Origin of the sequence: Nonomuraea sp. NPDC023979 (assembly GCF_040639085.1) — a bacterium.
Taxonomy (GTDB): Bacteria; Actinomycetota; Actinomycetes; order Streptosporangiales; family Streptosporangiaceae; genus Nonomuraea; species Nonomuraea ceibae.
The window spans coordinates 1-19207 of the sequence record NZ_JBEZZG010000062.1; the positions used below are offsets into that span (position 1 = coordinate 1).

A 19207-nucleotide genomic window follows, 5' to 3' on the forward strand; every position below is an offset into this window, starting at 1 on the left:
ATGCACTGGCTTTTGACACACTGTTGAGTTCTCAAGAAACGGACGCTTGCTCCCCAGTCCTGCGAGAGGCGCTCATTTCGTTGTGTCTTAATTCTCTCAGCCGTTCAAGTCTCTGTCAAATTGACCGGACTTGCTCGACCTGCTGGAATTTCGACGCCCCGCTAACTTACCAGCTTGCGAGGAGTGCCTTCGCCAGCCGCACAGCCCATACCGAAATCACCTGAGTGAGGAGGTTGGGTTGCGCCGCACCGCGTCGGCTTCTAAAGATTAGCAGCGCCCAAGACCGTTCGTGCCGTGTTGCCTGCGCCGCCAGGCCACAAATCGATCACGGCCGACCATAGACTCCCCCACGTGAGCAGAGGCAACACGCCCCCTGTGGCGAAGAAGGTTCCGGCTGAGCGCACCCATCACGGCGACACCGTGATCGACGAGTACGCCTGGCTTACCGACAAAGACGATCCGGAGACGATCGCCTACCTGGAGGCGGAGAACGCCTTTCTCAAGGAGGAGACCGCCCATCTGACCGAGCTCCAGGAGCAGGTCTTCCAGGAGATCAAGGGCCGCACGCAGGAGACCGACCTGTCGGTGCCGAGCCGCAAGGGCGGCTGGTGGTACTTCTCCCGCACCGAGGAGGGCAAGCAGTACGCCACCTCCTGCCGCGTCCCCGCCGACGGCGACACGCCGCCGGAGATCACGCCGGGCGAGCGCCTCGACCGCGAGCAGGTCATCCTCGACGGCAACGAGCTGGCCGGCGACAGCCCGTTCTTCTCCGTCGGCACCAGCTCCGTCTCGCCCGACGGCACGATGCTGGCCTACTCCACCGACTTCAAGGGCGACGAGCGTTTCACGCTGCGGTTCAAGAACCTGGCGACGGGCGAGCTGCTCGAAGACGAGATCACCGACATCTTCTACGGCGGCGCCTGGTCGGCCGACGGGTCGGCGTTCTTCTACACGCGGGTCGACGACGCCTGGCGGCCCTACCAGGTCTACCGGCACACGCTCGGCACCAGCGAGGACGTGCTCGTCTACGAGGAGACCGACGAGCGGTTCTGGGTGGGCATCGGGCTGACCCGCAGCGAGCGCTACCTGGTGCTCGGCGCGGGCAGCAAGATCACGAGCGAGGTGCGCATCCTCGACGCCGCCGACCCGGCGGGCGAGTTCAGGCTGGTGCGGCCCCGCAAGACCGGCGTCGAGTACGGCATCGAGCACGCGGGCGACTTCTTCTACGTGCTCCACAACGAGAACGCCCGCAACTTCGAGCTGGCCACCGCGCCGCTCGACGACCCCGGCGTCTGGACGCCGGTGATCGAGCACCGGGAGGACACCCGGCTGCTGGAGATCGACGCGTTCGCGGGCCACGCCGTCGTGCACTTCCGCCGTGACGGCCTGACCGGGCTGCGGGTGCTGCCCGAGGGCGAAGCCCCGTACGAGATCGACTTTCCTGAGCCGCTGTACGACGTCGGGCCGGCCGGGAACCCGGAGTTCGTGACGAACCGGCTGCGCCTGGCCTACACCAGCATGGTGACGCCGGCCAGCGTCTACGACTACGACCTGGCCACGCGGGAGCTGATCCTGCTGAAGCGGCGGCCGGTGCTCGGCGGTTACGACCCCGAGGACTACGAGCAGTTCCGCGAGTGGGCCACGGCCGAGGACGGCACCGAGGTCCCGATCTCCGTCGTCAAGCGCAAGGACACGACGCTGCCGGCTCCGACGCTGCTGTACGGGTACGGCAGCTACGAGACGTCGATCGACCCGGGCTTCTCGGTGCCGCGGCTGTCGCTGCTGGACCGGGGGTTCGTGTTCGCGATCGCGCACGTGCGCGGCGGCGGCGAGATGGGCCGGCGCTGGTACGAGGAGGGCAAGCTCACCAGCAAGAGGAACACGTTCACCGACTTCGTGGCCGCGGCCCGGCATCTCAAGCAGGCCGGGTGGAGCGGGCGGGTGATCGCCAGGGGCGGTTCGGCGGGCGGGCTGCTCATGGGCGCGGCGGTCAACCTGGCTCCGGAGGAGTTCGCGGGCGTGGTGGCTGAGGTGCCGTTCGTGGACGCGCTGAACACGATCCTCGACCCGTCGCTCCCGCTGACGGTGATCGAATGGGACGAGTGGGGCGACCCGCTGCACAACGCGGACGTGTACGCGTACATGAAGGGGTACACGCCGTACGAGAACGTGGACGACAGAACGTATCCGCCGATTCTCGCGATCACCAGCCTGAACGACACGCGGGTGCTCTACCACGAGCCGGCCAAGTGGATCGCGCGGCTGCGCGCCACGGCCAAGGGCGGGCCGTTCCTGCTGAAGACGGAGATGGGCGCGGGACACGGCGGGCGCAGCGGACGGTACGACGCCTGGCGCGAGGAGGCGTTCGCGCTGTCGTGGATCATCGAAAGAGGGACAGCATGACGTACGAGGCCGACGCCGCCCGCTACGAGCGGCAGCCGTACAACCGGAGTGGGCGCAGCGGGCTGAAGCTGCCGGCGGTGTCGCTGGGGCTGTGGCACAACTTCGGTGACGACCGGCCGCTGGAGAACTCGCGGGCGATCCTGCGCCGGGCCTTCGACCTGGGCGTGACGCACTTCGACCTGGCCAACAACTACGGCGTGCCGTACGGGTCGGCGGAGCGGACGTTCGGGCGGATCTTCCGGCAGGACTTCTCCGCGTACCGGGCCGAGCTGGTCATCTCCACCAAGGCCGGCTACGACATGTGGCCCGGCCCGTACGGCGAATGGGGGTCGCGCAAGTACCTGCTGGCCAGCCTGGACCAGTCGCTGGGCCGGATGGGCCTGGAGTACGTGGACGTGTTCTACAGCCACCGGCCCGATCCGGACACGCCGCTGGAGGAGACCATGGGCGCGCTGGACCGGGCGGTGCGCTCGGGCAAGGCGCTGTACGCGGGCATCTCCAACTACTCGGCGGAGCAGACCGCCCAGGCGGCCAGGATCATGCGGGAGCTGGGCACGCCGCTGCTCATCCACCAGCCGTCCTACTCGATGATCAACAGGTGGATCGAGGGCGGACTGCTCGACACGCTGGAGGAGGCGGGCATGGGCTGCATCGTCTACTCGCCGCTGGCGCAGGGGCTGCTGACCGACCGCTACCTGAAGGGCGTGCCGGCGGACTCGCGGGCGGCGACCAGCCGGTTCCTCAGCGAGAAGCAGATCGACGTGGAGCTGGCGCGCTCGCTGGACGAGCTGGCCAGGGGGCGCGGGCAGAGCCTGGCCCAGATGGCGCTGTCGTGGACGCTGCGCGACCCTCGCGTCACGAGCGTGCTGATCGGGGCGAGCAGCGTGCGTCAGCTGGAGGACAACGTGGCGTGCGTGGACGGCCCGGCGTTCACCGAGGACGAGCTCAAGGCGATCGACGAGATCACAGGGCCTCGTGCCGCTGCAGGTAGGTGAACGACGCCCAGCCCGGCAGCACCGGCAGCCAGAACGTGAGCAGCCGGTAGAGCAGCACGGCCGAGGTGGCCAGGGTCGGCGGCACTCCCGCGACGCTCAGCCCGGCGGTGAGTGAGATCTCGACCGCGCCCAGGCCACCCGGCGTGGGCGCGGCCGAGCCGATGGCGTTGGCGGTGAGGTAGACGACCGCGACCGTGGTGAAGTCGATCTCGCCGCGGAACGCGTGGACGCACGCGTAGAGGCAGGCCACGAAGGCGATGGTGATCATGAGGGTGCCGACGGCGCCCTCGATCATCTTGCGTGGCGTCTGCAGCACGTCGAGCAGCCGGGGCAGCACGTTCGCGAACAGCCGCTGCATCCGCCGGGTGATGAACCGGCGCACCGGCGGGATGCCGAACAGCACCACGACCAGCAGCGCCACCGACAGGAGCACCACGACCAGGCCGCGCGACGGCGTGAACGTGGTGGCGGTGTTGGAGCCGGTGATGTAGGCGAACAGCAGCAGCAGGCCGATGTGGAAGACCATCATGACGAGCTGCGAGGCGCCCACGCTGGCCACGGCCAGCGCCGGGACGATGCCGCGCTTCTGCAGGTAGCGGGTGTTGATCGCGACGCCGCCGACCGCCGCCGGCGCGACGAGCTTGACGAACGAGGCGGCGAACTGCACCAGGACCGTGCGCCACAGCGGCAGGTGCTCGGGCACGAAGCCGCGCAGCATCAGCGCGGCGGCCACGAAGCTGACGAACGAGGCGAGCAGCGCCAGGCCGGTCCAGGCCCAGTTGGCGGTGGTGACGACCTGCACCACGTCGACCCGGCTGAGCTGGGACAGCACGATGTAGGCGGCGAACGTGCTGGCGATGATCGTGACGAGCGTGCGCGGCCGGAAGCGCTCCAGCCGGATCTCCTCCGGCTTGCTCTGCGGCTTGAGCGCGACGATCTGCTCGCGGATCGCGGTGAGCAGGTGCTTGTCCTTCTTCAGCGCGGCGCGGGTCTCGCGGGTGAGCGCGATGCGCTGGAGCAGCGGCATGGCGGTGGCCAGCGCGTCGGAGCCCATGACGGCGCTGGCGGCCCTGACGGACCGCTCGGCGCCGACGCGCAGCGCCAGGTAGGTGAGGAGCTGGGCGATGTCGAGGCGCAGCAGCAGGTCGCCGGCGGCGATCTCGCCGCTGCGGGCGTCGGTGAGCACGACGCGGCCGGCCCGGTCGAGGTGGATGCCGTCGCCGGTCAGCCTGCGGTGGGCGAGGCGCTGGATCTGCAGCAGCGAGACCTGCTCCCAGATCTGGGCGAGGACGTCGTCGCTGATCTCCTCGTCGGGCACCTCGTCGAGCGGCCGGGTGTCGAGGTGCTCGTAGACGAGCAGCGCGGCCTCGGTGCCGATCTCGCTGGTGCCGAGCAGGCGGGGCGTGCTGGCCCCGGCGGCCTGGGCGGCGTAGGCCATGAGCGCCTCGCGCTCCAGCTCGGCGCGCAGCGACCTGATGGCCTTGCGCCGGGTCTCGGAGTTGAGGCGGATGCGCCGCCACAGCCGGTACGGCAGGCCGGCCACCTGGCGGTCGCGGTCGAGCACGGTGACGTCGAGGCTCGCGCCGTCGGCCAGCCCGACGGCGTAGCGGCGGCTGCCCTGGTGGTCGTCCTCGATGCGGCGGGCCGACACCGGGGAGAACGAGAGCCTGCGCAGCGTGGCCACGACGGCGTTGCCGGGCGGCCTGGTGTTGGGGCTGCCGATCCCGTACAGGGTGGCGTAGCCCATCGCCATGCCGACCAGGACGGTGACGATGGCGCCGGGCAGGGTGATCTGGCCGCCGGAGTAGAGCGCCAGGATGTCGAGGCCGATCACGGTCCACACGAGCGCCCGCCAGGTGGGGCGGCGGGAGATGCGGACGGCGGTGGCGTAGGCGGTGACGGAGGTGAGCAGCGTGTTGAGCGGCTCGATGGGCCGGCCGCCGGTGAGCAGCCTGCCGAGGTCGTCGACGTTGCCGCCGACCAGCCACTGGCCGAGCAGGAACGAGCCGACCATGCCGACGATGGCGGCGATGAGCCCTTCGGCGACGCGCAGGCCGTCGCGGTGGAAGACCCGTTCGACGGCGAAGGCGACGGGCACGATGAGCACGGCCGCGCCGCCGACGAAGGTCGCGACGCGGCTGAGCAGCGGCACCAGGGCGGTGCCCTCGCTGACGTCGCGTTCGAGGCCGCTGAGCGTCTGCTTGGCCACCAGCGCGAGCAGGATCACCGCGCCGAGCGTGAGCAGCGTGGCGAACAGCCGCAGCAGGTCGGAGGGCCTGCGCAGGCGCTGGGGCAGGAGCGGCTCGACGACGTAGACGTCCGCGTCAGGGCGCGCTTCGCCCACGGCTGGATCCCCTTCCGAGAGGTCCTCCGCGTCTTCGCTTTCTCTGATTTCGGCCACCGACAGTGATTCTGCACCTTTCCGGGCGCATCGTACGATCTGTGAGCCCCGTGTCGGTGGAGCTCCAACCCTTCACCTTGATTTCTACCGCGAACTCCCCCTGACCGCGCCGCAGGGGCTCCACATAAGCTGTGACGCATGTCGGGCGAACTGAAGGTGCTGGGAGCGTGTCCGCTTGACTGCCCGGACACCTGCTCCTGGGTGGTCACCGTGCGGGACGGCGAAGCGGTCAAGATGCGCGGCAACCCCGACCATCCCTATACGCGCGGCGCGCTGTGCGTGAAGGTCAACCGCTACCTGGAGCAGACGCGGGCGCCCGACCGCATCCTCCACCCGCTGCGCCGCACCGGCCCCAAGGGGTCCGGGCAGTTCGAGCGCATCTCCTGGGAGGAGGCGCTGGAGGAGATCTCCGTACGGCTGCGCGGCATCGTCGAGGAGCACGGCGGCGAGGCGATCTGGCCCTACCAGGGCACGGGCACGCTGGGCTACCTCCAGGGCTGCGAGGGCGTGGCCGGCCGCCGGTTCTGGAACATGCTGGGCGCCTCGCGGCACTGGCTGAACATCTGCTCGGCGGCGGGCACCTCCGGTCTCCGGCTGACCAACGGCACGGCCGGCGGCATGGACCCGGAGAACTTCGCGCAGTCCCGGCTGATCCTGCTGTGGGGCACGAACACGCTCACCAGCGGTCACCACCTGTGGAAGTTCGTGCAGGACGCGCGGGCCGAGGGCGCGCACGTGGTGGCGATCGACCCGATCCGCACCAGGACCGCCGACCAGGCCGACCAGCATCTGGCGATCCGGCCGGGCACCGACGCGGCGCTCGCGCTGGGCCTGCTGAACGTGGTGCTGGCGGAGGGCGCGCAGGACGAGGACTTCCTGGCCCGGCACACCGACGGGTGGGAGAGCTTCCGCGCCGAGATCCTGAAATATCCGGTCGAGACGGCGGCGGAGATCACCGGCATCCCGGCCGCCGACATCCACAGCCTGGGGATGAGGCTCGCCCACACCCGGCCCACCGCGATCCGCGCCACCATGGGCATCCAGCGCCACGAGGGCGGCGGCACCGCGATGCGCACGATCGCCGCGATCCCCGCCGTGACCGGCGACTGGCAGCATCCGGGCGGCGGCGTCGCCTACTCGACCAGCGACCACGTGCACGTCAACATCGACACGCGCGACGACCTGCTGGCCAAGCCGGTGCGCACGCTCACCATGACGCGGCTGGCCTCCGAACTGGCCGACCCCGACTCGGTCAAGTGCCTGTGGGTCTACGGCGCGAACCCGGTCGGCTCGACCTCCGACAGCAACCGGATCAGGCGCGGGCTGATGCGCGACGACCTGTTCACGGTCGTCATGGAGCAGTTCCCGACCGACACGGTCGACTACGCCGACATCGTGCTCCCCGCGACGATGCAGACCGAGCACATGGACCTGCACGCCGGTTACGGCCACCTCTACCTCCTGTGGAACGAGCCCGCGAGCCCGCCGCCGGGCGAGTGCCTGTCGACGACCGAGACCTTCCGCCGGCTGGCGGCGCACATGGGGATGACCGAGCCGTCCCTGTTCGACACGGATCTGGAGCTGGCCGAGAACCTGCTGTCCAGCGGGCATTCCTCGCTTGAGGGCATCACCGTCGACAGGCTGCGCAAGGAGGGCTGGGTGCGGATGAACTACCCCGATCCCTTCACGCCGCACGCCGACGGCTTCCCGACCCGGTCCGGCCGGCTGCGGTTCCCGCCGCCGGGCAAGGCGTACGTGCCGTCGCTGTCGGCGCGCACGGCGGGGCGCGGCCCGTACCCGCTGACGCTGATCACGCCGGCCCCGCACACGTTCCTCAACACCACCTTCGGCAACAATCCGGAGCTGCGGCGGCGGGCCAAGGAGCCGGTCGTGCTGGTCAACCCGGCCGACGCGCGGGCGCGCAGGCTGAGCGACGGGCAGCGGGTGCGGGTGCACAACGCCGGCGGCGGCTTCCTGGCCGACGTCGAGATCAGCGACCGGGTGGCGCCCGGCGTGGTGGCCTCGCCCAAGGGCCGCTGGCCCAAGCTCAGCCCGGGCGGCGCCAACCCCAACACGGTCGTCGCCGAGCGTGACGCCGACCTGGGCAGGGGTGCGGTCTACCACGACAACCTGGTGGAGCTCAGCCCTTGTGCCGGTCCATGAACGCCACGACCCGGTCGATGACCTCGGTGGCGTAGGGGCCCCGGAACAGGTCGGAGGCGTGCGCGCTCTCGCCCTTGATGACGTGGATCTGCCGGTCGGGGGCGCGGGTGGCGGCGTCGTGCGCGGTCTGCAGGTCGTCGGCGCCGCCGTAGCTGTCGTGCTCGGTGCCGATCTGGAGCAGCGGCACCTTCAGCTTCGCGGCCTCGGCGGCGTCGATCGCGCCTGACAGGGCGATCACCCCGGCGGCCTTGTCCCCCAGCTCCAGCGCGGCGGTCGCCGAGACGGTGGCGCCGATCGAGCCGCCCGCCAGGAAGACCCGCTCGACGCCCTTTTCCTTGGCCAGCCGCCTGGCCATCGCCAGCGCGGTGTCCTCGGGCAGGTCGACGGACTTGCGCGCGTACAGCAGGACGCGGTAGCCGGCGGCGACGAGCCGGTCGGACAGCGGGCGCCAGGAGCACACGTTGCCGCGCCGCTCGTAGGTGATGACGACGCCGACCTCGCCCTTGCCGGTGATGACGCCGGGCATGTCGTCGCCGTAGGTGAAGATCTTGCCGTCGTCGCGGGTGTAGCAGCCGCTCACGTTGGGGCCCTTCGCCTTCGTCGGCGTGGGCGTCGGGGTGGGCGTGGGCGCCGGGGTGGTGCTAGGTGGTGGTGACGGGCTGGGGGCGGCCGAGGTGCTGACCGCGCCTCCGCAAGCGGTCAGCACCAGTACGAGTCCCAACGAGCCGACTATCGCGCGCATGGCCGCCCCTTTCTCTGAGACTATGTCAGAAGTGACATAGTTGCCAGGAACAATACTCTGGACGCACCATGACCTCAACGCTGGGATTCGCGATCCTCGCCGTGCTGGCCCGCGGCGAGCGCACCGGGTACGACATCGCCCAGGCGATGCGCCGGCCGGTGGCCTACTTCTGGACGGCCAGGCACAGCCAGATCCATACCGAGCTGCAGAAACTGCTGGCCGAAGGGCTGGTCGCGTACGAGACGCAGGCGGGGCCAGGGCCGCAGGACAAGAAGATCTACCGGCTGACCGGCGCGGGCACGGCGGCGCTGCGCGAGTGGGTGACCGAGCCGCCGCGCGAGCGGCCGGAGCGCGACGAGCTGGTGCTCAAGACTTACACGGCCTGGCTCGCCGAGCCGGAGGCGCTGCGGCGGCTCTTCGCCGACCAGCTCGCCCGCCACGAGGCCAGGCTGGCCGACTACGAGCGCGAGGAGGAGCTGTTCGGCGGGCCGCCGCCGATCGGCGACCCGCGCTTCGGCAACTACGCGACGCTGCGGTGCGGGCTCGGCTACGAGCGGCACCGGGCCGACTGGTGCAGGTGGATGCTGGCTCAGCTCAGCGCGAGCTTGTAGCCCTCGTGCGAGGCGGTGAAGCCGAGCGAGTCGTAGAAGCGGTGCGCGTCGGCGCGGGACTTGTCGGAGGTGAGCTGCACCATGGCGCAGCCCCGGGCGCGGGCCCGGTCGATGCCCCACTGGATCATCCTGCGGCCCAGCCCCTCCCCCCGGCTGGAGGCGGCGACCCGGACGGCCTCGATCTGGCACCGCTCGGCGCCCAGCCGCGACAGCCCGGCCAGGTAGGTGAGCTGCATGGTGCCGACCACCTTGCCGTCGCGCTCGGCGACGATCAGCTCGTCGTACGGGTCGGCGTCGATGCGGTCGAAGGCGGCCAGGTAGCGCTCGTCGGACGGGTCGCCCTCGCGGGTGGCGCCGAGCGGGTCGTCGGCCAGCATCGCCACGATCGCGGGCACGTCGTCCCGGCGGGCCCGGCGGAAGAGCAGGGACAGGACATAGTGGGACTCGGGGATGTCGGGGTTGGACGGCAGGCCCATCTTCTTGCCGCTGGGGGTGAACCCCTTGCTCGCGTACAGCGCCCTGGCCGCCGTGTTGTGGTCGACGCACCACAGCTCGACCTCGTCCACGCCGACCTCCCTGGCGTGCGCGACGGCCGCGTCGACCAGCCGCGAGGCGACCCCGCGGCCCCTGGCCTCCGGCGCGACCCACATCGACAGCAGGTGCGCCCGGCCCTCCTCGACCCGCACGCACACCAGCCCGGCGTCGCCGCCGTCGATGACGGCCACCCGCCACCACGACCCTGACAGCCGCTCAGCCCACGTCTCGGCGGTGAACGCGCTCTCCCGCTCGTAGGAGGACCCGAACGCGTCAGGCGCCTCCTGGAGCGCGCGCAGGCGGATCGCCTTCAGCCGCTCCCACTCGCCGGCGCCGAACTGCTCAATCGTGACATCTCGCATGAACTGCATCATGTCAGGGACTGGTCAGGGTCCATCCCCGATGTGGGCAGGGGGCGGCCGGAGGCACGCTGAGGACATGAACGAAATCACCCGACGTGATGAAGTCTCGCTGTCCGCCGCCGCCCTGCGCGGCGCTCCGTGGAAGGCCGCCGTCATCGGCGGTGGCGCCGTCGCCGCGACCAGTTTCGGGGTCGGGCTGCTCGGCGGCGGCGGCGACATGGTGTGGGCGCTGGGGCTGGGCATCAGCCTGTTCGCGCTGATCGCGGCCGTGGGCGCGGTGTCCAAGCCCGAGGAGGGCGACCGGGTGACCCGGCAGGCGCGCGTGTGGGGCCTGCGCCACCCGTGGAAGTTCGCGCTGCTGCCGGCCGGCATCACCGCGGTGCTCGACTACCCGGTGCAGCTCGTGCTCGACGGGGAGGGCGTGTTCGGCTCGGCGGTGCACGCCGGCTGGCACGGACTGCTCGTCTACGTGATCGCCGCCGTGCTCACCCTCACCATGCAGGGCCGGGCGCGCTCAGCTCGCTGAGGCGGCCCGCTCGGCCTCGCTCCGGCAGACGCAGAACTCGTTGCCCTCGGGATCGCGCATGGTGACCCAGCCGATGCCGTTCTCGTCGCGCCGGTCGTCGTAGATGGTGGCGCCGAGGCCGAGCAGGCGCTCGACCTCCTGGTCGCGGGTGCGGCCCTCGGTGCCGTTGACGTCCAGGTGCAGCCGGTTCTTCACGGACTTGCCCTCCGGCACCCGGATGAACAGCAGGAACGGGTCGTGCTTGGTGCGCAGCATCACCTCGTCGTCGCCCGGCATGTCGCCGTCGCCGAGCGGGAGGCCCGTGGCCTTGCTCCACCAGGTGGCGAGCTCGTACGGGTCGGCGCAGTCAATGGTCACAGCGTGAATCTCGATCATTCGGCCACTCAATCGCGACACCGGCAATCGAGTCAAGCCGGTTAGTGCGCGCCGGCCAGGTTGAGCCCGACGACCCCGGCCAGGATGAGCCCGATGGAGATCAGGCGGATCGCCGAGACGTCGTCGCCCATGGCCAGCATGCCGAGCACCGCCGTGCCGACCGCGCCGATGCCGGTCCACACGGCGTACGCGGTGCCGACCTCGAGGGACTTGAGGGCGTACGCGAGCATGCCGAAGCTCAGGAGCGCGGTGAGCAGGAAGGAGACGGACCACCACACGTGGGTGAAACCGTTGCTGAGCTTGAGCGACAGGGCCATCGCGACTTCGGCGACGCCGGCGAGAACGAGGATGATCCAGGCCATCGTGGCATGACTCCTTCAGCGGGACTGCAGTGTCATGCGTCGTCTTTACCTACCGGGTACGGCGCGTCTCGTCCGGGAGCTGTGCTCACAACACGGAACGCCCCCAGGGCCGCGATCATTCCCACCAGATCGTGACCCAGCGGTCGCGGGGCATCGGCCACATCCCCATCTCCTGCGCCGTGCGCGCCACCTCGTCGGCCCGCGCCGGGTCGAGGCAGATGCGGTGGCAGGCGCTGGCGGCCAGCTCCTCCAGGGAGCTGAATCGTTCCAGCGGGGCCTCGCGCTCCTCCACGCGCACCGCGAAGCCCAGCGCGGCGGCCAGCGCCACGCAGTCCTCGGCGACGGGCCGCACGGGACGGTCGACGCCGTGGAAGTGCTGCCAGAGCGGCGCCAGCCAGCTCATGGGATGGCGGTGCGGCAGCTCCAGCACCACGCGGCGGCGGGTGCGCGAGTCGAGCGCGAACAGGAACGGCGCCAGGTCGGGGACGTTGTAGACCACGTGCGCGGCCACCGACACGTCGACCTCGGGCACCTCGTCCGCCACGTCCGGCCAGCGGCCCGCGATCGCGGTGGTGCGCACGCCCAGCTTGTCGGCGCGGGCCGAGAGCTCGTCGAGCATCTCGGGCGAGCTGTCGACGGCGTAGAGGTGGCCGATGCGCTCGCGCAGCGGCAGCGACGAGGCGCCCGGTCCCGAGCCGACGTCCAGCAGCGTGCCGCCCTCGGGCAGCGCCTGCCTCACGCGCGTCATGGTGGGCCCGTCGTCGGGCTCGGCGAGCGCTCTGTCGGTGCGGCTGGTGAACCGGCTCACCGGATAGCCCCACGGATCGACCGGGGCCGCGGCCAGGATCTCCGGCGGAATGGCCCAGGATTCCAGGCGCTCTCGCCATCTCGCGGCGAGTTCTTCGGCATCCACGGAGATGAGCATGCCACGCATATCCATGGTTACCGGCGGGTAGCATTGCTAGTAAGGTTACTCACCGGTAGATGAAGGACTCGGTTCAAGGAGAGCTGCACCCATGGGCCACTACAAGAGCAACGTGCGTGACCTGGAGTTCAACCTTTTCGAGGTGTTCGGGCGACGCGAGATCCTCGGCAGGGGCCCGTACGCGGACGTGGACGAGGACACGGCCCGCAGCATCCTGGATGAGGCCGAGCGGCTGGCGACGGGCGTCCTGGCCGACTCGTTCGAGGAGGGCGACCGCAACCCGCCCGTCTTCGACGCCGCCACCGGGTCCGTCACCATCCCCGACGGCTTCAAGAAGTCGTTCAAGACGCTGGTCGACGGCGGCTGGGCGCACCTCGACCTGCCCACCGACCTGGGCGGCCCCGGCATCCCGCGGAGCCTGGCGTGGGCCACCGCCGAGATGGTCCTGGGCGCCAACCCGGCGCTGTACATGTACGCGGCGGGCCCGAACTTCGCCTACACGCTGTGGAAGGTCGGCACCCCGGAGCAGAAGCGCTTCGCCGAGCTGGCCATCGAGCGCAACTGGGGCGCCACCATGGTGCTGACCGAGCCCGACGCCGGCTCCGACGTGGGCGCCGGCCGCGCCAAGGCGATCCAGCAGGACGACGGCACCTGGCACATCGAGGGCGTCAAGCGCTTCATCACCAGCGCCGAGCACGACATGGCCGAGAACATCTTCCACCTGGTCCTGGCCCGCCCCGAGGGCCACGGCCCCGGCACCAAGGGCCTGTCGATGTTCCTGGTGCCCAAGTTCCACGTGAACCTGGAGACCGGCGAGCTCGGCGAGCGCAACGGCGCGTACGTGACCAACGTCGAGAAGAAGATGGGCCTGAAGGTCTCCACGACCTGCGAGCTCACCTTCGGCGACAAGCACCCGGCGGTCGGCTGGCTGGTCGGCGACGTGCACGAGGGCATCAAGCAGATGTTCATGGTCATCGAGCACGCCCGCATGATGGTCGGCACCAAGGCCATCGCCACCCTGTCCACCGGCTACCTGAACGCGCTGGAGTACGCCAAGCAGCGCTTCCAGGGCGCCGACCTGACCAAGATGGCCGACAAGGCCGCCCCGCGCGTGACCGTGGTCAACCACCCGGACGTGCGGCGCGAGCTGATGCTGCAGAAGGCGTACGCCGAGGGCATGCGGGCGCTGGTGCTCTACACGGCGACCTTCCAGGACGCCATCCAGATCGACCCCGACGACCGGCACGCGCACGCGATGAACGACCTGCTGCTGCCGCTGGTCAAGGGCGTCGGCTCGGAGCGCTCGTACGAACTGCTGGCGCGCTCGCTGCAGACGCTGGGCGGCTCCGGCTACCTCCAGGACTACCCGATCGAGCAGTACATCCGGGACGCGAAGATCGACTCCCTGTACGAGGGCACGACCGCGATCCAGGGCCTGGACCTGTTCTTCCGCAAGATCCTGCGCAACCAGGGCGCGGCCGTGGGCGCACTGCTGACCGAGATCAACGAGTTCGCCGCCTCCGAGGCGGGCAACGGCCGGCTCAAGGAGGAGCGCAAGCTGCTCGCCGAGGCCGCCGCCGAGGTCAAGGCCATGGGCGACACGATGGCCGGCTGGGCGCTCGGGTCGCTGGAGAAGCCGGAGGAGGTCTACCGCGTCGGGCTCAACACCACCCGGTTCCTGCTCTCGCTGGGCGACCTGGTGATCGGCTGGCTGCTGCTGCGCCAGGCCGAGGTGGCGCTGGCCCGCCTGGCGGACGGCAACGACCCCTTCTACCAGGGCAAGGTCGCGGCGGCGTCGTTCTTCGCCACGACCGTTCTGCCCCGCCTGGCCGCCGAGCGCCGCACGCTCGACGCCACTGGTCAGGAGCTCATGGAGCTGCCCGAAGAGGCCTTCTGACGAACGCGCCGGCCCGATGGCCGGCGCGTTCTTCGCACCATTTCCCTATTAAACCTGTAGGAAATGTTGACTTAGTGGCGGCGGACGCCTAGGTTCGGCGGCATGAGAGTGGGCCGTTTCAGACATGCCGTTGCCGCAACCACGCTGCTGCTGGCCACCGCAGCCTGTGGGACGAGCCAGGCCGGATCCGTCCAGAAGGAACTGCGCTACCAAGGCAGCGTCGGCGCGGTCACCTTCCCCGAACTGGCCGAGGAGCTGGGCTACCTCGGCGACATCAAGCTGAAGTGGGTCGGCAACACCACCTCCGGGCCGCAGGACATCCAGTCCGCAGCCACCGGCCAGACCGACTTCGGCGGCGCCTTCAACGGCGCCATCGTCAAGCTCCGGGCCGCCCGGGCCCCAATCAAGGCCGTGATCGGCTACTACGGCGCGGACGAGAAGTCGTTCAGCGGCTACTACGTGCCCGAGGACAGCCCGATCAGGACCGCGCGCGACCTCATCGGCAAGAAGATCGGCGTCAACACGCTCGGCGCGCACCACGAAGCCGTGATCAAGGAGTATCTGACCCGGGCCGGGCTCACGCCCGCCGAGATCGAGCGCGTCCAGCTCGTCGTCGTCCCGCCGGTCAACACCGAGCAGGCGCTGCGCCAGGGACAGCTCGACGTCGGCACCCTCGGCGGCATCCTCAAGGACAAGGCGCTGGAGCGCGGCGGGCTGCGGCCGCTGTTCACCGACACCGGGCTGTTCGGGCCGTTCACCGCCGGCTCGGTCGTCTTCCGCGAGGCGTTCATCGCCGACAACCCCGAGGTCGTCCGCACGTTCGTGACCGGCTTCGCCAAGGCCGTGCACTGGGCCCAGACCCGCCCCCGCGAGGAGGTGGTCGCCAAGTTCGAGCAGATCATCAACCGCCGCGGCCGCAACGAGGACCCGAGCACCGTGCGCTACTGGAAGAGCTCGGGCATCGCCGGCCCAGGCGGGGTGATCGCCGTCAAGGAGTTCCAGACCTGGATCGACTGGCTGGAGCGCTCCGGCGACATCAGGCCCGGCCAGGTCGAGGCCGGCGACGTCTTCACCAACGCGTTCAACCCCTACGCCGGCCGGAGCGCCTCATGACGACACTGAGCGAGACCGCCGTCCGCACCAAGATCGGCATCCGGGGCGTGGGCCGGACGTTCACGGTCCGGGGCGAGCCGTTCACCGCGCTGGCGGACATCGACCTGGACGTGCGCGAAGGAGAGTTCCTGACGCTGGTCGGGCCGAGCGGCTGCGGCAAGTCCACCCTCCTCGACCTGATCGCCGGGCTGGCCGCGCCGAGCAGCGGCGAGGTCCTCATCGACGGCGCCCCCGTCACCGGCCCCGGGCTCGACCGGGGCGTGGTCTTCCAGCAGTACGCGCTGTTCCCGTGGCGGTCGGCGCGGGCCAACGTCGAGTTCGGGCTGGAGGCCAAGGGCGTACCCCGCCGCGAGCGCGCCGGGCGGGCCAGGCACTACCTGGACCTGGTCGGCCTGGCCGGGTTCGAGGACCGCTACCCGCACGAGCTGTCGGGCGGCATGCGCCAGCGGGTCGCCATCGCGCGCAGCCTCGCCTTCGACCCCGACGTGCTGCTCATGGACGAGCCGTTCGCCGCCCTGGACGCCCAGACGCGCGAGTCGCTGCAGGGCGAGCTGCTGGACGTGTGGCGCAAGACCGGCAAGACGATCGTGTTCATCACCCACGGCATCGACGAGGCCGTCTACCTGGGCCAGCGGGTCGCCGTCATGACCTCCAGGCCGGGGCGGATCAAGGAGGTCGTCGAGGTGTCGTTCGACTCGCGCGAGGGCGACCTCCGGGCCGACCCGGCGTTCGGCGCGTACCGGCACCACGTGTGGAGCCTGCTGCGCGCCGAGGTGGCGGCGGCCCAGGAGCAGGAGCGGGCCTCGTGAGCGCCGTCCGGCGGGCCGCCGCCCGGTCGGCGGCCGTCCTGCTGCTCCTGGCGGCCTGGGAGGGGCTGCCCCGGCTGGGCGTGGTCGACCCGGTCTTCGTGCCGCCGCTCTCGGTGAACCTCCAGGCCGGCTACGACCTGCTGCTCGGCGGTCAACTGCCCGAGCACGTACGGGCGTCGCTGGTGCGCTCGCTGTCCGGGTTCGGCCTGGCCATCCTGCTGGCCATCCCGCTCGGGCTGCTGATCGGCTGGTACCGGCCGGTGGCCGACACGCTGGTGCCGCTGCTGGAGGTGTTCCGCAACACCTCGGCGGTCGCGCTGCTGCCCGTCTTCACGCTGATCCTCGGCATCGGCGAGACCACGAAGATCACCTTCGTGCTGTACGCCTGCTCCTGGCCGATCCTGCTCAACACCATCAGCGGGGTGCGGGCGGTCGAGCCGTTGCTGGTCAAGTCCGCCAGGTCGATGGGCGTCGGCCCGGTCCGGCTGTTCCAGAAGGTGATCCTGCCCGCCGCCGTGCCCGCCGTCTTCACCGGCATCCGGCTGGCCGGGGCGTACGCGATCCTCGTCCTGCTCTTCGCCGAGATGGTCGGCGCCAAGGCGGGGCTCGGCTACCTGATCCAGGACGCCCAGTTCAGCTTCCGCATCCCCGACATGTACGCCGGAATCATCACGATCTCCCTGCTCGGCCTGCTGTTCAACCTGCTGCTGGTCAGCGTCGAGCGCCGCTTCAGCACCTGGAGGACCACATGAGCAGACAGCTACGCCTCAACGCCTTCCTCATGGGCGTCGGCCACCACGAGGCCGCCTGGCGGCACCCGCTGACCGAGCCCGCCCGCCTGGCCGACGTCCGCCACTACCAGGAGCTGGCCAGGATCGCCGAGGCGGGCAAGCTGGACTCCGTCTTCCTGGCCGACGGGGTGGCGCTGCAGGCCGACGTCCGGCACAACGCGCTCGGCGGGCTCGAACCGCTGACCCTGCTGTCCGCGCTCGCCGCCGTGACCGACCACGTCGGGCTGATCGCGACCGTCTCGACGACCTACAACGAGCCGTTCCACGTCGCCCGCAAGTTCGCCTCGCTCGACCACATCAGCGGCGGCCGGGCCGGCTGGAACATCGTCACCTCCGCCGGCGAGGCCGAGGCGCGCAACTTCGGCATCGAGCGGCCCGCGCACGCCGACCGCTACGCCCGCGCCACCGAGTTCCTGGACGTGGTCACCAAGCTCTGGGACAGCTGGGAGGACGACGCCGTCGTGGCCGACCGGGCGGGCGGCGTCTACGCCGACACCGGCAAGATCCACGCGATCGAGCACGCCGGCGAGCGGTTCTCCGTACGCGGCCCGCTGAACACCCAGCGGCCGCCGCAGGGGCATCCGCTGCTCGTCCAGGCGGGCTCGTCGGAGGACGGCAAGGAGTTCGCCGCCCGCTACGCCGAGGCCGTGTTCACCGCCCAGCAGACGCTGGAGGAGGGCCGGGCGTTCTACCGCGACCTCAAGAGCCGCCTGACCCGCCACGGCCGGCAGCCCGGCGACCTGCTCGTCCTGCCCGGGATCTCGCCCGTCATCGGCTCCACCGAGAGCGAGGCCCGCCGCCTGGAACGCGAGCTGGACGAGCTCATCATCCCCGCCTACGGGCTGGCCCAGCTCTCCACGCTCGTCGGCATCGAGCTGGACCACGACGCGCTCGACCGGCCGCTGCCCGACGTGGGCGTCGACACCGAGGGCGCGCAGAGCCGCCGCAAGCTCGTCGTGGACCTCGCCAGGCGCGACAACCTCACCGTGCGGCAGCTCATCGCCCGGCTGGCCGGCGGCCGTGGGCACCGGGTGGTGGCCGGGGCGCCCGAGCAGATCGCCGACCAGATCCAGGAGTGGTTCGAGGGCGGCGCGGCCGACGGGTTCAACATCATGCCGCCGCTCCTGCCCAGCGGGCTGCACGACTTCGTCGACCACGTCGTGCCGGAGCTGCGCGTCAGGGGGCTGTTCCGGCACGAGTACGAGGGCCGTACGCTGCGCGAGAACTACGGCCTGAGCAGGCCGGGCTCCCGCTACGCCGCCGATCGGGCCGCCGACCTGGTGGTGGCCGGATGAGCCTCGTCACGCTGGTCGGCAACCCGCGAGAGGGCTCCAGGACGCTCGCGGCGGCCTCGACGGCCGCCGAGGCCGTCGGGCGGCGGATCGGGCACGACGGGCCGCCCGAGGTCGTGGACCTGTCGGCGCTCGGGCCGCACCTGCTCGCCGCCACCCCGTCGGCCGCCGTGGAGGTGGCCGTGGAGCTGGTCACCGGGGCACGCGTGCTGGTGGTGGCCAGCCCCACCTACAAGGGCACCTACACCGGGCTGCTCAAGTCCTTCCTGGACCGGCTGCCTCCCGCCGCGCTGCGCGGGACCGCGGCGCTGCCCCTGCTGGTCATGGGCGACCCGGCGCACTCCCTGGCCGTCGAGGTGCACCTGCGGCCGCTGCTGGTGGAGCTCGGCGCCGTCGTGCCCACGCCCGGCCTGGCGCTGCTGGAGTCGCGGCTGCCGCAGCTCGGCGAGGTGCTCGCCGACTGGGCCGACCGGGTCGCGCCCCAGGTCGCGGCGGTGCTCAGGCAGGAGGTGGCGTCCTGAGGGTGTGATCCGCGTTACCCGGGTATGACCGAGGACGTACTAGCTCTTTGCCTGTCGCTGGAGGCCGTCATGGGTGTCGGGGTCAGCATCTTCTTCCTCACGCTCGGCGCCATCCTGAGATTCGCCATCGAGCCCGACGTGTTCGGCCAGAGCGTCCACATGGACGTGATCGGCCTCATCTTCATGATCGTCGGAGGCGCCGGGATCGTGCTGAGCGTCGTGCTCGCGCCCCGGCGCGGCCGCACCTCCGACGACCGGCTGATGCACCGCGAGAACAACCCGCCCGAGCTCTAGAGCCAACGCCGTTCAGTTAGGGCTGGGGTCGTGGCGTCAAGGGCTGGCCCGGAGCATGTTGATGCTGATGGTGGCTTTGTAGGTGGTCCGG

Annotated in this window: 18 protein-coding genes, 1 pseudogene and 1 riboswitch; of the genes and pseudogenes, 12 read left to right on the forward strand and 7 right to left on the reverse strand. The window is 70.7% G+C overall.

Going from position 1 to position 19207, the window contains the following annotated elements:
- The first annotated feature begins 351 nt into the window (after positions 1-351).
- Positions 352-2403 (forward strand): S9 family peptidase, encoded by a 2052-nt coding sequence (locus AB0G11_RS48075; RefSeq protein ID WP_308125800.1) that lies wholly within the window; start codon positions 352-354, stop codon positions 2401-2403.
- A complete protein-coding gene (mgrA, locus tag AB0G11_RS48080) occupies positions 2400-3398 on the forward strand; it encodes an L-glyceraldehyde 3-phosphate reductase (protein WP_357593913.1) in 999 nt (332 codons plus the stop codon). The genes AB0G11_RS48075 and mgrA overlap by 4 nt, the downstream gene beginning before the upstream one ends.
- Here mgrA and AB0G11_RS48085 read toward each other — a convergent pair.
- A complete protein-coding gene (locus tag AB0G11_RS48085; protein WP_357593915.1) occupies positions 3367-5742 on the reverse strand; it encodes a lysylphosphatidylglycerol synthase transmembrane domain-containing protein in 2376 nt (791 codons plus the stop codon). The genes mgrA and AB0G11_RS48085 overlap by 32 nt on opposite strands.
- Positions 5743-5937: 195 nt before the next feature.
- Between AB0G11_RS48085 and AB0G11_RS48090 the strand changes: the two genes are divergently transcribed.
- The gene (locus AB0G11_RS48090; protein WP_357593917.1) at positions 5938-7962 is read left to right on the forward strand and encodes a molybdopterin-dependent oxidoreductase; all 2025 of its coding nucleotides are present in this window, start codon (positions 5938-5940) and stop codon (positions 7960-7962) included.
- On the opposite strand, the gene AB0G11_RS48095 is transcribed toward AB0G11_RS48090, so the two are convergent.
- Positions 7940-8704, reverse strand: a complete 765-nt coding sequence (locus AB0G11_RS48095) for a hypothetical protein (RefSeq protein ID WP_357593919.1) — start codon at positions 8702-8704, stop codon at positions 7940-7942. The genes AB0G11_RS48090 and AB0G11_RS48095 overlap by 23 nt on opposite strands.
- A gap of 68 nt (positions 8705-8772) precedes the next feature.
- Here AB0G11_RS48095 and AB0G11_RS48100 point away from each other — a divergent pair, with 68 nt between their 5' ends.
- Positions 8773-9315 (forward strand): PadR family transcriptional regulator, encoded by a 543-nt coding sequence (locus AB0G11_RS48100; RefSeq protein WP_357593920.1) that lies wholly within the window; start codon positions 8773-8775, stop codon positions 9313-9315.
- On the opposite strand, the gene AB0G11_RS48105 is transcribed toward AB0G11_RS48100, so the two are convergent.
- The gene (locus tag AB0G11_RS48105; protein ID WP_357593935.1) at positions 9294-9692 is read right to left on the reverse strand and encodes a GNAT family N-acetyltransferase; all 399 of its coding nucleotides are present in this window, start codon (positions 9690-9692) and stop codon (positions 9294-9296) included. The two genes, AB0G11_RS48100 and AB0G11_RS48105, sit on opposite strands and share 22 nt — an antisense overlap.
- A gap of 114 nt (positions 9693-9806) precedes the next feature.
- Positions 9807-10223 (reverse strand): annotated as a pseudogene (locus AB0G11_RS48110) (GNAT family N-acetyltransferase); the annotation flags it as partial.
- 64 nt (positions 10224-10287) lie between these two features.
- Here AB0G11_RS48110 and AB0G11_RS48115 point away from each other — a divergent pair.
- Entirely contained in the window at positions 10288-10737 is a 450-nt protein-coding gene (locus tag AB0G11_RS48115) for a hypothetical protein (RefSeq protein WP_357593922.1), read from the forward strand.
- On the opposite strand, the gene AB0G11_RS48120 is transcribed toward AB0G11_RS48115, so the two are convergent.
- The 3 genes from AB0G11_RS48120 to AB0G11_RS48130 form a co-directional block, all read right to left on the reverse strand.
- Positions 10726-11094, reverse strand: a complete 369-nt coding sequence (locus tag AB0G11_RS48120) for a VOC family protein (protein ID WP_357593924.1) — start codon at positions 11092-11094, stop codon at positions 10726-10728. The genes AB0G11_RS48115 and AB0G11_RS48120 overlap by 12 nt on opposite strands.
- Before the next feature lie 59 nt (positions 11095-11153).
- Positions 11154-11474, reverse strand: coding sequence for a multidrug efflux SMR transporter (locus tag AB0G11_RS48125; RefSeq protein ID WP_219506487.1), 321 nt, complete (start codon positions 11472-11474; stop codon positions 11154-11156).
- Between the two features lie 33 nt (positions 11475-11507).
- A riboswitch (guanidine-III (ykkC-III) riboswitch) is annotated at positions 11508-11571 on the reverse strand.
- A gap of 18 nt (positions 11572-11589) precedes the next feature.
- Entirely contained in the window at positions 11590-12387 is a 798-nt protein-coding gene (locus AB0G11_RS48130; RefSeq protein ID WP_357593926.1) for a class I SAM-dependent methyltransferase, read from the reverse strand.
- A gap of 103 nt (positions 12388-12490) precedes the next feature.
- Between AB0G11_RS48130 and AB0G11_RS48135 the strand changes: the two genes are divergently transcribed.
- From AB0G11_RS48135 to AB0G11_RS48165, 7 genes are all read left to right on the forward strand, one after another.
- Entirely contained in the window at positions 12491-14296 is a 1806-nt protein-coding gene (locus tag AB0G11_RS48135; protein WP_357593928.1) for an acyl-CoA dehydrogenase, read from the forward strand.
- Between the two features lie 102 nt (positions 14297-14398).
- A complete protein-coding gene (locus AB0G11_RS48140; protein ID WP_357593930.1) occupies positions 14399-15409 on the forward strand; it encodes an ABC transporter substrate-binding protein in 1011 nt (336 codons plus the stop codon).
- Positions 15406-16218 carry an ABC transporter ATP-binding protein gene (locus tag AB0G11_RS48145; protein ID WP_357593931.1) on the forward strand — a complete coding sequence of 271 codons (813 nt, stop codon included), beginning with the start codon at positions 15406-15408 and terminating at the stop codon, positions 16216-16218. Before AB0G11_RS48140 ends, AB0G11_RS48145 begins: the two co-directional genes overlap by 4 nt.
- Entirely contained in the window at positions 16215-16970 is a 756-nt protein-coding gene (locus tag AB0G11_RS48150; protein WP_308125803.1) for an ABC transporter permease, read from the forward strand. The genes AB0G11_RS48145 and AB0G11_RS48150 overlap by 4 nt, the downstream gene beginning before the upstream one ends.
- Positions 16967-18304: an LLM class flavin-dependent oxidoreductase gene (locus tag AB0G11_RS48155; RefSeq protein ID WP_357593933.1), complete on the forward strand. Its 1338-nt coding sequence runs from the start codon at positions 16967-16969 to the stop codon at positions 18302-18304. Before AB0G11_RS48150 ends, AB0G11_RS48155 begins: the two co-directional genes overlap by 4 nt.
- Positions 18301-18822, forward strand: coding sequence for an NAD(P)H-dependent oxidoreductase (locus AB0G11_RS48160; RefSeq protein WP_219506500.1), 522 nt, complete (start codon positions 18301-18303; stop codon positions 18820-18822). Before AB0G11_RS48155 ends, AB0G11_RS48160 begins: the two co-directional genes overlap by 4 nt.
- A gap of 69 nt (positions 18823-18891) precedes the next feature.
- Positions 18892-19116, forward strand: coding sequence for a DUF6458 family protein (locus AB0G11_RS48165; protein WP_219506502.1), 225 nt, complete (start codon positions 18892-18894; stop codon positions 19114-19116).
- The last annotated feature ends 91 nt before the right edge of the window (positions 19117-19207 follow it).

Excerpts from the sequence above, each read along its gene's own strand:
- AB0G11_RS48090 (WP_357593917.1), top strand. The coding sequence starts at position 5,938 with ATGTCGGGCGAACTGAAGGTGCTGGGAGCGTGTCCGCTTGACTGCCCG.
- AB0G11_RS48100 (WP_357593920.1), top strand. The coding sequence starts at position 8,773 with ATGACCTCAACGCTGGGATTCGCGATCCTCGCCGTGCTGGCCCGCGGC.
- AB0G11_RS48155 (WP_357593933.1), top strand. The coding sequence starts at position 16,967 with ATGAGCAGACAGCTACGCCTCAACGCCTTCCTCATGGGCGTCGGCCAC.
- AB0G11_RS48160 (WP_219506500.1), top strand. The coding sequence starts at position 18,301 with ATGAGCCTCGTCACGCTGGTCGGCAACCCGCGAGAGGGCTCCAGGACG.
- AB0G11_RS48145 (WP_357593931.1), top strand. The coding sequence starts at position 15,406 with ATGACGACACTGAGCGAGACCGCCGTCCGCACCAAGATCGGCATCCGG.
- AB0G11_RS48105 (WP_357593935.1), bottom strand. The coding sequence starts at position 9,692 with ATGCTGGCCGACGACCCGCTCGGCGCCACCCGCGAGGGCGACCCGTCC.
- mgrA (WP_357593913.1), top strand. The coding sequence starts at position 2,400 with ATGACGTACGAGGCCGACGCCGCCCGCTACGAGCGGCAGCCGTACAAC.
- AB0G11_RS48125 (WP_219506487.1), bottom strand. The coding sequence starts at position 11,474 with ATGGCCTGGATCATCCTCGTTCTCGCCGGCGTCGCCGAAGTCGCGATG.
- AB0G11_RS48115 (WP_357593922.1), top strand. The coding sequence starts at position 10,288 with ATGAACGAAATCACCCGACGTGATGAAGTCTCGCTGTCCGCCGCCGCC.
- AB0G11_RS48140 (WP_357593930.1), top strand. The coding sequence starts at position 14,399 with ATGAGAGTGGGCCGTTTCAGACATGCCGTTGCCGCAACCACGCTGCTG.
- AB0G11_RS48165 (WP_219506502.1), top strand. The coding sequence starts at position 18,892 with ATGGGTGTCGGGGTCAGCATCTTCTTCCTCACGCTCGGCGCCATCCTG.
- AB0G11_RS48135 (WP_357593928.1), top strand. The coding sequence starts at position 12,491 with ATGGGCCACTACAAGAGCAACGTGCGTGACCTGGAGTTCAACCTTTTC.
- AB0G11_RS48095 (WP_357593919.1), bottom strand. The coding sequence starts at position 8,704 with ATGCGCGCGATAGTCGGCTCGTTGGGACTCGTACTGGTGCTGACCGCT.